The organism is Pseudonocardia sp. EC080619-01 (genome assembly GCF_001420995.1).
In the GTDB taxonomy this organism is placed as follows: Bacteria; Actinomycetota; Actinomycetes; order Mycobacteriales; family Pseudonocardiaceae; genus Pseudonocardia.
The window spans coordinates 445787-458508 of record NZ_CP012184.1; the positions used below are offsets into that span (position 1 = coordinate 445787).

General features: G+C 74.1%; 11 protein-coding genes and 1 other RNA gene. 5 read left to right on the forward strand and 7 right to left on the reverse strand.

Annotated features, from left to right (window positions below):
- Positions 1–30: 30 nt before the first annotated feature.
- The 4 genes from rox to AD017_RS02050 form a co-directional block, all read right to left on the reverse strand.
- Complete coding sequence (rox, locus tag AD017_RS02035; protein WP_060572526.1) at positions 31–1500, reverse strand: rifampin monooxygenase; 1470 nt, start codon at positions 1498–1500, stop codon at positions 31–33.
- A 145-nt stretch (positions 1501–1645) separates the two neighbouring features.
- Positions 1646–2054: RNase P RNA component class A (gene rnpB / locus AD017_RS02040), an RNA gene on the reverse strand.
- A gap of 70 nt (positions 2055–2124) precedes the next feature.
- Positions 2125–2427: a hypothetical protein gene (locus AD017_RS02045; RefSeq protein ID WP_145982630.1), complete on the reverse strand. Its 303-nt coding sequence runs from the start codon at positions 2425–2427 to the stop codon at positions 2125–2127.
- Between the two features lie 124 nt (positions 2428–2551).
- Positions 2552–3997, reverse strand: a complete 1446-nt coding sequence (locus tag AD017_RS02050) for a YdiU family protein (protein ID WP_010227192.1) — start codon at positions 3995–3997, stop codon at positions 2552–2554.
- 125 nt (positions 3998–4122) lie between these two features.
- Here AD017_RS02050 and AD017_RS02055 point away from each other — a divergent pair, with 125 nt between their 5' ends.
- Positions 4123–4611: a flavin reductase family protein gene (locus tag AD017_RS02055; protein ID WP_010227190.1), complete on the forward strand. Its 489-nt coding sequence runs from the start codon at positions 4123–4125 to the stop codon at positions 4609–4611.
- Here the strand turns inward: AD017_RS02055 and AD017_RS02060 are convergent.
- Positions 4608–5612, reverse strand: coding sequence for an AraC family transcriptional regulator (locus AD017_RS02060; protein ID WP_060572530.1), 1005 nt, complete (start codon positions 5610–5612; stop codon positions 4608–4610). The two genes, AD017_RS02055 and AD017_RS02060, sit on opposite strands and share 4 nt — an antisense overlap.
- 242 nt (positions 5613–5854) lie before the next feature.
- Here AD017_RS02060 and AD017_RS02065 point away from each other — a divergent pair, with 242 nt between their 5' ends.
- Together AD017_RS02065 and AD017_RS02070 are read left to right on the forward strand one after the other, a co-directional pair.
- The gene (locus tag AD017_RS02065; RefSeq protein ID WP_060572532.1) at positions 5855–7333 is read left to right on the forward strand and encodes an aldehyde dehydrogenase; all 1479 of its coding nucleotides are present in this window, start codon (positions 5855–5857) and stop codon (positions 7331–7333) included.
- Positions 7334–7375: 42 nt separating this feature from the next.
- Positions 7376–8554 (forward strand): LLM class flavin-dependent oxidoreductase, encoded by a 1179-nt coding sequence (locus AD017_RS02070; protein WP_060572534.1) that lies wholly within the window; start codon positions 7376–7378, stop codon positions 8552–8554.
- Between the two features lie 52 nt (positions 8555–8606).
- Here AD017_RS02070 and AD017_RS02075 read toward each other — a convergent pair whose 3' ends face one another.
- Positions 8607–9560, reverse strand: coding sequence for a bile acid:sodium symporter family protein (locus AD017_RS02075; protein ID WP_033199109.1), 954 nt, complete (start codon positions 9558–9560; stop codon positions 8607–8609).
- A 94-nt stretch (positions 9561–9654) separates the two neighbouring features.
- Here AD017_RS02075 and AD017_RS02080 point away from each other — a divergent pair, with 94 nt between their 5' ends.
- Positions 9655–10419 (forward strand): sulfite exporter TauE/SafE family protein, encoded by a 765-nt coding sequence (locus AD017_RS02080; RefSeq protein ID WP_227012637.1) that lies wholly within the window; start codon positions 9655–9657, stop codon positions 10417–10419.
- 10 nt (positions 10420–10429) lie between these two features.
- A complete protein-coding gene (locus AD017_RS02085; RefSeq protein WP_060572536.1) occupies positions 10430–11905 on the forward strand; it encodes an SLC13 family permease in 1476 nt (491 codons plus the stop codon).
- Positions 11906–12520: 615 nt separating this feature from the next.
- On the opposite strand, the gene AD017_RS35125 is transcribed toward AD017_RS02085, so the two are convergent.
- Positions 12521–12697 (reverse strand): hypothetical protein, encoded by a 177-nt coding sequence (locus AD017_RS35125; protein WP_010227176.1) that lies wholly within the window; start codon positions 12695–12697, stop codon positions 12521–12523.
- Positions 12698–12722: the final 25 nt, after the last annotated feature.

The following is a 12722-nucleotide window of genomic DNA, read 5'->3' on the forward strand; positions in this document are numbered from 1 at the left end:
CGGTACTCCCGCGCACGCGGGCGCGGGCCGTCAGTCCGCGGGCCGCTGCTCCCGACCCGGAGCCGCCGCGACCGGCTCCGGCGCGGCGGGCCCGAACCACCGGGCCAGCGCGGCGTCGAGCGCGTGGGAGCCCTCCCCCGCCCAGACCACATGACCGTCCGGGCGCAGCAGCACGTCGGGCACACCCGGCGCCCCGGCGTCGACGACGTGGTCGACCCGGTCGGCCCACCCGGCGACCGACAGCGTCCCGGTGCGGTCCAGCAGCAGGCCGCGGCCGGCGTGCATCAGCTCGTACAGCCGGCCCCGGTCCAGCTGCAGGTCCCGCATCCGGCGGCCCACCAGGTCGTGGCCGCCGCCGAGGTCGTAGCGGATCCCGATCGCGATGATCTTCTCGGTGAGGTGGCGGTTCACCTCCTCGAAGCCCACCAGCTCGGCGAGCAGGCGGCGCACCGCCTGCGCCCCCGGTTCCAGGGACATCAGCTCGATCTGGGCACGCGTGTTGTCGAGCACCGCGGCGGCGACCGGGCGGCGCTCGGCACCGTAGGTGTCCAGCAACCCGTCCGGCGCGCGGCCGCCGACCTCGGCGGCGAGCTTCCAGCCGAGGTTGAACGCGTCCTGGATGCCGAGGTTGAGCCCCTGCCCACCGGTCGGCGGGTGGACGTGCGCCGCGTCGCCGGCGAGCAGCACCCGGCCGGACCGGTAGCGCTCGGCGAGCCGGGTCGCGTCGCCGAACCGGGAGAGCCAGCGCGGCGAGTGCACCCCGAAGTCGGTGCCGGAGACCGCGCGGAGCCGGCGCCGGACCTCGTCGATCGTCGGCGGCGGCGCGCCCCGCTCCGACACCCCCGCGGCGGGCACCACGACGCGGTACACCCCGTCGCCGAGCGGCCCGAGCCCGAACCGTTTCTGTGTCTCGCGGACCCGGGTGACCACGGCGGTGACGGTCTCCGGGTCGGCGGCGACCTCCGTCTCGCCGATCAGCGTCTCGGTCCGCGACGGCTCCCCCGGGAACCCGATCCCCAGCAGCGACCGGACGGTGCTGCGCCCGCCGTCGCAGCCGACGACCCAGCCGGCCCGCACACGGGCGCCACCGGCCAGCTCGACGGTGACGCCGTCGTCGTCCTGGGTGAGGCCGACCAGCTCCTCGCTGCGCCGGATCTCGGCGCCGAGCTCGACGGCGCGCTCGGCGAGCAGCCGGTCGGTGACGGGCTGCGGGATGCCGAGGACGTAGGCGTGCGCGGTGTCGAGATCCGCGGGCGCGGGTGCGGTGATACCGGCGAAGAAGCCCCCGACAGGGTGCTGCGTGCCGTGTTCGAGGAACCGTTCCAGCAGCCCGCGCTGGTCCATCACCTCGATGCTGCGCGCGTGGAGGCCGAGCGAACGGACGACCGTCGTCGGCTCCGCGTCCCGGTCCAGGACGAGCGTGCGGACGTCGTGCAGGCGCAGCTCGGCGGCCAGCATCAGACCTGTCGGCCCGGCTCCGGCGATGACGACGTCGACCATGGACCCCCCGTTCCGTCGATGTCCCCACCGATCGCCGTGCGGATCGTCGTGATCCGCACCGTCCGGTGGACGGCGGAGAGTGTGCAGGTCGGACCGGGTCTTGCCGCAAGACGGGGGGTGCGCTATACGGTGGATACGGAAGGGGCGGACGAGTCGGTCTGTAAGCCGGATCCTGTTCCCGGGCACCTCGCGGTGCTCCGTTCGGCGACCATCCATCTCGGCCTGCCGTCGCCGGCAGGCTCCAGCGGTCCACCCGCAGGCTCGGGCGGGCAGCCCTCGAACGCCTGCGCAGCCGCACGGTCACGGGTGACCGTCCGGCCTCTCGACCTTGCTCCAGGTGGGGTTTACCGAGCCATCCCGGTCGCCCGGGATGCTGGTGGTCTCTTACACCACCGTTTCACCCTTACCTCCGGGCGGACCCGGAGGCGGTCTGTTCTCTGTGGCACTGTCCCGCGGGTCTCCCCGGGTTGCCGTTGACAACCACCCTGCCCTGTGAAGTCCGGACTTTCCTCGGCGGGACCCGGAGGTCCCGACGCGGTCGCCCGACCAACTCGTCCGCGTGCACGAGCATAGTCCGCGGGCCCCGCGCCTCCGCACCGCGGTCGGGACGAGCCGTCGGGGCACTCACGCCGGGACGGCGTCACGCAGGATCGCGCCCAGCTCGTCGCGGGTCGGCCCCTCCGCCGGCGGCGGCCGCCACCCCGACTCGTAGACGGCGCGGGCCAGCGGTTCGACGTCGTCCAGGGCGGACGGCCCCACCCGCATCCCGAGGAACGGCCCCGCCACCTCGCCGATCCGGGATTCGACCTGGGCGGCGGCCAGGACGAACGGCGTCGCGAGCGGGCCTGTCAGGTCGAGGTCCTCCCCCGCCCAGAGCCGGCGGGCGCCGTCGTCGGCGCGCACGTGGTCCTCCACCCAGGGGCGCATCTCCGCGTCGCACCACGCACCGAAAACGGGTGGCCGCGCTGGCAGCGGTGGTGGCTGCGCTCGCCCGGCGGCGACTGGCTCGCCCGGGTGACGACGGCGTCGCTGCTCGCCTGAACCGCCGGCGTCACGTCCCGCAGAACGTGACGAACCGCGGGGCGTCCGGTCCGGCCGGCTGCGCGAACCGCTCGTAGCCCTCGCGCTCGTCGAACGGGTGGGCGAGCACCTGCAGCAGCCACTGCAACGGCTCGAGGTCGTCGTCGCGCACGGCCGCCTCCAGCGCCGCCTCGACGAGGTGGTTGCGGGGGACGTAGACCGGGTTGACCCGGTCCATCGCGTCCGGGTCGGGACCGGCTGCCCGCCAGGACTCCAGCCAGGCCGACGGGGCCGACGGGTCGTCGAAGAGCTCGCGGAGCGGGCCCTCGTCGCCGCGGGCCGCGGCGCCCAGCCGCCGGAAGAAGAGCGTGTGGTCCGGCTTCTCCTCGGCCAGGAGCGCGGCGAGGTCGGTCAGCAGCGGGCCGGGAGCGGGCAGCCCGATCTTCGCCGCGTACCCGCGGTCGCGGGCGTCGTGGTAACGGTCGGCGAAGCCCTGCAGGACCTCGGTGGCCTGCCGGATCGCCTCGTCCTGGTCGTCGTCGAGCAGCGGGATCAGCGACTCGCCGAAGCGGGCCAGGTTCCACTGGGCGACGCCGGGCTGGTTGCCGTAGGCGTAGCGGCCGCCGGAGTCGATCGAGCTGTAGACGGCCGCCGGGTCGTGGGCGTCGAGAAACGCGCAGGGGCCGTAGTCGATCGTCTCCCCGGAGATCGTCATGTTGTCGGTGTTCATGACACCGTGCACGAACCCGAGGTGCATCCACTGCGCGACGAGCCGGGCCTGCGCGTCGACGACGCGGCGGTAGAGCTCCAGGTAGGGGGCCTCGGTCCCGGCGACGGACGGGTGGTGCCGGGCGATCGCGTGGTCGGCGAGCCGGCGCAGGACGTCGACCTCGCCGGTGGCCGCGGCGAACTGGAACGTGCCGACCCGCAGGTGGCTCGACGCCGTCCGGGCCAGGACCGCGCCGGGCTCGGGCCCGCGGTCGCGCATCACGTGCTCACCGGTCGCGACGACGGCGAGCGACCGGGTGGAGGGCACGCCGAGCGCGTGCATCGCCTCCGACACCAGGTACTCGCGCAGCATCGGCCCGAGCGGAGCCCGGCCGTCGCCGCCGCGGGCGAACGGCGTCCGCCCGGAGCCCTTGAGGTGCAGGTCGCGGCGCTGCCCGTCCGGGGTGACGAGCTCGCCGAGCAGCAGCGCGCGGCCGTCGCCGAGCCGCGGCGAGTAGTTGCCGAACTGGTGGCCGGCGTAGGCCTGGGCGACCGTCGTCGCGGACTCCGGGACCGAGGTGCCGGTGAGCAGCCCGAGCCCGGCGTCCGTGCGCAGGACGTCCGGGTCGAGCCCCAGCTCGCGGGCCAGCGCGTCGTTGACCAGCACCGCCCGCGGGTCCGGGGCGGGGGCCGCGTTCCAGGCGAGGTACAGGCCCTCCAGGTCGCGGACGAAGGTGTTCTCGAACGCGATCTCCGTGGCTGCCGTCATGCCCCCAGGCTACGAGCCCCCGGCGGGATCGGCCGCGTGCCGGCGCGTGCACCTCTTCACTGTGCGGCTGCCGGGCCACCGTCCGCGGATATCGGCCGCCGCTGCCGCCTCCTAGCGTCGGGTCCATGAGCGACGGTGCCGTCATCGACCCTGCCCGCATGCGTACCGTGCTGGGCCACTTCGCGTCCGGCCTCGTGGTCGTCACGGCGATCACCCCCGACGGCCCGGCCGGCTTCACCTGCCAGTCCTTCGGTTCGCTGTCCCTGGACCCGCCGCTGGTCTCCTTCTCCCCGGCGCGGACGTCGTCGACCTGGCCGCGGATCCGGGAGGCCGGCCGGTTCTGCGTGAACGTCCTCGCCGAGGAGCACGACGGGCTCAGCTCCGCGTTCGCCCGTTCCGGGACCGACAAGTTCGCCGGTGTCTCCTGGACGTGCGCACCGTCCGGGGCCCCGCTCCTCGACGGCGTCGCCGCCTGGATCGACTGCACCCTCGACGACGAGTTCCCCGGCGGCGACCACACGATCGTCGTCGGCCGGGTGGGCGCGCTCGACGCGGACCCGGACCGGCGGCCGCTGCTGTTCCACCGGGGCGGCTACGGGATCGCGGGGAGCTAGCCGCGCAGGGTGTCCCGCGGGAGCTCGCCGAACCGGTCCCGGTACTGCTGGGCGAACCGGCTCTGGTGGAAGAAGCCCCACCGCAGGGCCACGTCGGTGACCCGCACCGTCGCGGGGTCGCAGCGCAGCAGCTCCGCCCGCACCCGGTCCAGCCGGATCCGGCGGAGGTGCCCCATCGGTGACTCGCCCAGCTCCTGCTGGAACGCCGAGTGCAGGGTGCGCACGCTCATGCAGCCGACCCGGGCCAGCTCCTGCGGGGTGAGCGGGGTGTCGGCGTGCTGCTCCATGTACTCGACGACCGGCCCGAGCCGCCCGGACCGGACGGGGTCGGCGGGGGCCGCGAGCGCGTCGGCGTACCGGTGCCGCCCGGCGTGCAGCAGCTGCGTCATCACGAACGCCTCGAGCTGCTCCCGCGCGACCGGCATGTCGGCCAGACCGCCGGGCCGGTCGAGCTCACGGGCCAGGAACTCGACCGACGCGAGAAGGGTCCGCCCCGCCGGTGTCGTCAGGTCGATCCCGTAGTCGAAGTCGACGATCTCGTGCACCGGACGGTTGAGCTGCTCGCTCAGGTGGATCTCCAGGCTCGTGCGCGGGATCTTCAGGATCAGCTGCTCGGCGTCCGGGGACCAGCGGACGGTGTTGGTGCGGTCGGGCAGCAGCACCACGCCCGACGCCCGCGCCGCCGTACAGGCCCGCTCGCCGTCGCTGCGCTGGGCGGCGGTGTGGCCCGCGATCGTGAGATTGACGTGGTAGTTGTCCTCGGTCGGTGGCATGACCAGCTTCGCCGGGGACTCGTAGGTCAGGTAGCCGACCGTGAACACGCGGTCGGTGGTGGCGTTCAGGGTCATCGCGACCCGGTCGTCCGGCGCGGTGAGGTCGTGCTCGAGGTAGACCCGGGCGACCGCCTCGCGGGCGTGTTCCAGGCTGTGGGTGCCGAGGACCGGGTACCGGGTCAGCAGTGCGCTCCCGGGTGCGGGCCCGGGGCCGGGGCGGGACTGCATCCGTCTCGACACCTCCTCGTGCCGTCGCGTCCTGCGCGCAGCCTAGGTCCGGCGCCACACCGGCTACCAGCCGTTGCGCGCGGTCCGCCATCCGCTGAGTGCGCCGTTCCGCCGGACCGCGCTGCGCCGTCGCGGTGTGCACGGATCGGCTCGGCGGCCGCCGTCCGCGGATATCGACCCCACCCCGGCGCTCCCTAGCGTCCTGCCGCATCGAGATCACCGGGACCCGTGAGGAGAGGTCGATGACGACATCCCTGGACGAGTTCGGGCTGTTCGTCGGCGGGAAGTCCGTCGGCGCGCGGTCGGGACGCACGTTCGAGTCGCAGAACCCGTACACCGGAGCGCCGTGGGCGCAGCTCGCCGACGGCGGCCCGGACGACGTCGACGAGGCGGTCGCGGCGGCGCGGGCGGCACTGGACGGGGAGTGGGGCGCCATGACGGGCTTCGCCAGGGCCGCGGTCCTGCGCCGGTGCGGCGACGCGATCGCGGCGAACGCCGAGCGGCTGGCCCGCCTGGAGGTGAACGACTCCGGGAAGCTGCTGCGCGAGATGCGCGGGCAGCTCCAGAGCCTGCCGCAGTGGTACTACTACTTCTCCGGGCTGGCCGACAAGATCGAGGGCCGGACCGTCCCGCCGGTGAACCCGAACTACTTCGGCTACACCCTCCGGGAGCCGGTCGGGGTGGTCGGCGCGATCACCCCGTGGAACTCCCCGCTGCTGCTGCTCACCTTCAAGCTGGCCCCCGCGCTCGCGGCCGGCTGCACGATGGTGGTCAAGCCGTCCGAGCACTCCCCCGCCTCGACCGTCGCGTTCGCCGAGGTGCTGCACGAGGCCGGGCTGCCGGCCGGTGTGCTGAACGTCGTGACCGGCTGGGACCGCGCCTGCGGCGAGGCGCTGGCGAACCACCCGGGGATCGACAAGGTCGCCTTCACCGGATCCACCGGCACCGGCGTCAAGGTCGCCGAGGCGGCCGCCCGCAACGTCAACCGGGTCACCCTGGAGCTGGGCGGCAAGTCCCCGCAGGTCGTGTTCCCGGACGCCGACCTCGACGCCGCCGCGAACGGCCTGGTCGCCGGCGTGTTCGCGGCCACCGGCCAGACCTGCATGGCCGGGTCCCGCCTGATCGTCCACGCCGACGTCCACGACGCGCTGGTCGAGAAGGTCGCCGAGCGGGCCGACGCGATCGTGCTCGGCGACCCCACCGACGCCGCGACCGAGATGGGGCCGGTCGCCAACCGCCCCCAGTACGAGAAGGTGCTCGGCTACCTGCGGGGCGCCGCCGACGAGGGCGCCGCCTTCGCCTGTGGTGGCGGGCCGGACGCGGAACGCGGCGGGCTGTTCGTGCGGCCGACCGTGGTCACCGGTGTGACACCGGAGAACACCGTCGTCCGCGAGGAGGTGTTCGGCCCGGTGCTGGCGGCCTACACCTTCACCGACGAGGACGAGGCCCTCGCGCTGGCCAACGACACCCCCTACGGCCTGGCCGGAGCCGTGTGGACCAAGGACGTGCACCGCGCGCACCGGGTCGCGGCCAGGCTCCGTGCCGGCACGGTGTGGATCAACGCCTACCGCGTGATCGCCCCGAACATGCCCTTCGGCGGGTTCGGTGCCAGCGGCATCGGCCGCGAGAACGGCGTCGAGGCGGTCCACGAGTACACGGAGGACAAGTCCGTGTTCGTCGAGCTGACCGGCGGCACCCGCGACCCCTTCCAGCTCGGCTGACGAGCTCCCTCCCCCGCACACCCCCTCTCGAAGGAGACACCCGTGACCGTCACCGCCAACGACCGCCTCGGCCTCGACCCGACCGACCCGCGCCCTCCGGAGGAGACCCGGCCGCTGGTCGACCGCGTGCAGACCAACCCGTTGTTCGGGGACCAGAAGATGAAGCTGGGGCTGTTCGGCACCAACTGCTCCTACGGCCTGATCATGAGCCACGCCCCGAGCACCTACGAGATCACCTGGGCGCACACGAAGGAGATCGCGCAGCGGGCCGACGCACTCGGGTTCGACGTGCTCGTCCCGGTCGCGCGCTGGAAGGGCTTCGGGGGCTCGACGAACTTCAACGGCAACTGCTTCGAGACCTACGCCTGGGCCGCCGGACTGGCCGAGGCCACCGAGCGGATCTGCGTGGCGTCGACGTCGCACCTGCCGACGGTGCACCCGATCGTCGCCGCGAAGGCCGCCACCACCATCGACCACATCTCGGGCGGCCGGTTCGCGCTGAACCTGGTCATGGGCTGGGTGGCGCCGGAGATGGAGATGTTCGGCTCCGAGCAGCGCGAGCACGACCAGCGCTACGCGTTCGGCCAGGACTGGCTGGACTTCGCGAACCGGCTGTGGAGCGAGGAGGGCACCTTCGACGTCCACACCGAGTTCTTCGACGGCGAGCTGATCGAGGCCTACCCGAAGCCGCACCAGGCACCCCGTCCCGCCCTGCTCAACGCGGGGAACTCCGCGTCGGGCATCGAGTTCTCCGCCCGCAACGTCGACATCAACTTCGCCTCGCTGGACACCCTGGAGAACATCCGATCCTACACCGACGCGCTGCGGGCCAAGGCCCGTGAGGAGTACCAGCGTGACATCAAGGCCATGACCTACGGCCTCGTCGTCTGCCGGGACACGGAGGAGGAGGCGAAGCGGGCCTTCCAGCAGGTCGTCGACGAGGGCGACTGGGGTGCCGCCGGGAACGTCATCAAGATGGCCACCTCGGGCGCGAGCCAGTCGTTCGACCACGCCGCCACGAGGATGCAGGAGCGCTTCATCGCCGGCTGGGGCGGCTACCCGATCGTCGGCACCCCGGAGCAGGTCACCGAGGAGCTCGGCAGGCTCAACGAGGCGGGCATGGAGGGCATGATCTTCGGCCTGATCGACTACAACGAAGAGCTCAAGTACTTCGGCGAGCGCGTGATGCCGCTGTTGAAGGAGGCCGGCCTGCGCCACTGACACCACGGCACCTCGCGGCCGGGCCCGTGCGTCGCAGGACGGGCCCGGCCGCTCAGCCGGAGGTCTCCAGCTCCTCGGCACGCGTCGGCCTGCGCGACCACCACCCGGCGAGCACCGAGCCGGAGACGTTGTGCCACACCGAGAACACCGCAGCGGGCAGGGCCGCGGCGGGACCGAAGTGCAGGGTGCCGAGCGTCGCGGCGAGCCCCGAGTTCTGCATCCCCACCTCGATCGACACCGCCCGGCAGGCGGCCCGGTCCAGCCGGACCGCGCGGGCCACCCCGTAGCCGAGCGCGAGCCCGGCGACGTTGTGCACGACGACCACGCCGACGATCACCAGCCCGGCCGCGATCAGCGCGTCGGCCGACCCGGCGACGACGGCGAGCACGACCGCGGTGATCCCGGCGACCGAGACCAGCGGCAGCGCGGGCGTCACCCGGTCGACGATCCCGCCCGCGAACCGGCGCAGCAGGAAGCCGAGCACCACCGGCACCAGGACGACCTGCACGATCGAGAGGAACATCTCGCCGGGTGACACCGGCAGGAACCGGCCGGCGAGCAGCAGCACCAGCAGCGGCGTCACGAGGGGCGCGACCAGCGTGGACACCGACGTCATCGCCACCGACAGCGCGACGTCACCCCGGGCCAGGTAGACCATGACGTTCGACGCCGTACCGCCCGGCGCGCAGGCCACCAGGATCACGCCGACCGCGATCTCCGGCGGGAGGGCGACGAGCACGGTCAGCGCCCAGCCGAGCGCCGGCATCACGACGTACTGGGCGCACAGTCCGATCGCGAAGGCCACGGGCCGCCGGAGGATGTAGCCGAAGTCGGCCGGGCGCAGTGTCATGCCCATCCCCAGCATGATCACCGCGAGCAGCCACGGGACGGCGGCGCTCCAGCCGTCGAACACGCCGGGGACCGCGAGCGCGACCGCCCCGGCGATCAGGACGATGATCGGGAACCACCGGCCCACGACGTCGCCGACCTGCTGGACCCGTTGCATCGCACCCACTCCGGCACCTTCGCACCGGGACCCCGCGACGGGCGAACCGGACGTCCGGATGGCGGGACGGCTCCCGGGGGCTACCGTCGCCGACGTGATCGACCTCTCGCAGCCGTGGGCGCTCGCCTTCCTGCTCGTGGCCGGGCTGCTCGCGGGGGCGGTCAACGCCGTCGCGGGCGGCGGGTCGCTGCTGGTGTTCCCCGCGCTGCTCGCGGTCGGCTTCCCGCCGCTGGCCGCGAACGTCACGAACTCGGTCGCGCAGTGGCCGGGCTACGCCGGTCTCGTGCTCGGCTCGCGCCAGGAGCTGCCCGGGCAGGGCCGGCGGATCGCCGGGACCGCCGTGGCGGCCGCGCTCGGCTCCGGGGTCGGCTGCGCGTTGCTGCTGGTGCTGCCGACGGCGGTGTTCGACGCCGTCGTGCCGGTGCTCGTGATCCTGGCCGCGCTGACGATGGCGGTGGGCCCCCGGCTGAAACGCTGGATCGGTGATCCGGCCGACGCCGGCCGGGACCGCACGACGGCGCTGACGGTGGCGGTGTTCCTCGCCGCGATCTACGGCGGCTACTTCGGGGGCGCGCTCGGCGTCGTCCTGATCTCGGCGCTGGCCCTGTTCGCGCACGACGAGCTGCGCAGGCTCAACGCGCTCAAGGGTGTGCTGTCGCTGGTCGTCGCGACGGTCACGGTGGCGGTGTTCGCGCTCGGCGCTCCGGTGGACTGGCTCGCGGTGGCGCTGCTGGCGCCGACGACGCTGGTGGGCGGCTACCTCGGCGCGCTCGTCGCGCGGCGGATGCCGGAGACGCTCCTGCGGTGGGCGGTCGTCGTGCTCGGGCTCGCCGTCGGCGTGGCCCTGTTCCTGCAGTGAGGATCCCGCCGTGAGCCTTCTCCTGGCGGTCGCGCTGCTCGCCGTCGTGCTCGTCGCCGCCACGGTGCGGCCGTTCGGGCTGCCCGAGATCGTGCTCGCCGCGCCGGCCGCGGTCCTCACCGTCGTCGCGGGGCTGCTGACGCCGGCCGCGGCGTGGGCCGAGATCGCCGAGCTCGCGCCGACCGTCGGGTTCCTCTCCGCGATCCTGCTGCTGGGACACCTCGCCGACGCCGAGGGCGTCTTCCGGTGGGTCGGCGACCGGCTGGGCGCCGCCTCCGACGGATCCCCGCGACGCCTGCTGGTCCTGGTCTTCGCCGTCGCGGCCGGGACGACGGCGGTGCTCAGCCTGGACGCGACCGTCGTCCTGCTCACGCCCGTGGTGCTCGCGACGGCGGCGCGGCGGGGCTGGGCGTCGCGGCCGCACTCGTACGCCTGCGTGCACCTGTCGAACTCGGCGTCCGGGCTGCTGCCGGTGTCGAACCTGACGAACCTCCTGGCGTTCTCGGCGTCGGGTCTGGGGTTCCTGGGGTTCGCCGGGCTGATGGCGGCGCCCTGGGTGGCGGTGATCGTCGTCGAGTACCTGGTGCTGCGGTGGTACTTCACGCGGGATCTGCTGCCTGCTCCCGCCGTTCCCGGGTCCGGGGTTCCCGGGGCCGGGTCCGGGGTTCCCGCCGCCGGGGCCGGGGCCGGGTCCGGGTCCGGGGTTCCCGGGGCCGGGTCCGGTCCCGAGGCCGGATCAGTCCCCGACGCCGGATCCATGCCCGAGACCGGATCGGCTCCCGGGTCCGGGTCCGGGGCCGGATCCGCTTCCGGGGGCCGGGCCGGGCCGGATTCCGGATCCAGGTTCGGGTCCGGTGGCGACCGGGCCTGCGCCGGATCCGGACGGGCGCCGCGGTTCGCGCTGGGCGTCCTCGCCCTGACCCTCGCCGGGTTCGGCGCCTCCTCCGCTGCCGGGATCGAGCCGGGGTGGATCGCCGCGGCCGGGGCGGCGGTGCTGGCGGTGCGGGCGCTCGTCCGGCGCGAGACGGGACCGTTCCGGCTGGTCGCCGCGGCGTCGCCCGGGTTCTGCCTGTTCGTGCTCGCGCTGGGTGTCGTGGTGGCCGGCGTGTCCGGGCAGGGACTCGCCGGGTGGCTCGGCGGGCTGCTCCCGGACACCCCCGACCTGGCGGGGCTCCTGCTGACCGCCGCGATCGCCGCAGTGCTGGCGAACGTCGTGAACAACCTGCCGGCGACACTCGTCCTGCTCGCCGCGCTCGGACCCGCACCGTCCACCGGCCTGGTGCTGGCCGTGCTGCTCGGGGTGAACATCGGGCCGAACCTGACCTACGCCGGGTCGCTGGCGACGCTGCTGTGGCGCCGCATCGCCGCGGGGTGCGGCGACCCGCCCCGGTTCACGACGTTCGCGGCACTGGGAGCGGTCACGGTCCCCCTCGGCCTGTTCGCCGCGACCCTCGCCCTGTGGGCGTCCCTGACCCTCGCCGGCTGACCCGGGGGCCCCGGCCTCACGCCCCTCGACGCTCACCGGATCCGAGTTCGCTCACCTGATCGCGCGAGCACCGCCGGAAGAGGTGAGCGTAGGCGGGCGGTTCCTGGCGGGGCCGGGCTCCGTCGTGCGACGGGGATCGCTCGTGCGGAGGCGGTGCGGCTCGGCGCAGCTCGGCGCGGCGCGGCTCGGCGGCATTGCGCCGCGCCCCGTCGCCATCCGTCGCACCCCGTCGCGGTCTGCCGCACCCGCCGCGTGGGGTGCGGCGCAACGCGAGCCGGTGCTGGAACGAGTGAAGGGGTGCGGCAATCCGGAGCGTGCGGCAACAGACGCGGCGACGCACGGGCGATCGAGGCGGCGCCACAGCTCGTACAGAAGCCACCGCACCGAGCGCCGCACCCCGTTCCGGTCCGCCGCACCCGCCGCGTGGGGTGCGGCAGACCGACACGGGGTGCGGCAGCTCTGGCACGAGGCGGCAGCCGAGGCGCAGAGCAACAGCCCAGCACCGGTGCGGCGGTCCGGAGCGTCTGCGGCGACGGGTGCAGCGGCCGCCGGGGCCGGACGTGCGACGGCCCCGCCGGGTTCAGTGACCGGGCGGGGCCGTCGGGTGTCGGTGGGTCAGAACTCGTGGGCCATGTCGTGGCCGAGGTCGGTGTCCGGGTCCGGCTCGCGGGCCGGCCGGCCGATCGGGCGGGTCGTGCCCCGGCGCTGCTGGGGCAACCGGGCGATCACCTTCATCTCGTGGGCCAGGTCGTAGCCGTAGTCGTGTTCGTGCGACAGCGCACCAGCCGACATCGTGTCTCTCCGTTCCCCGCGACAC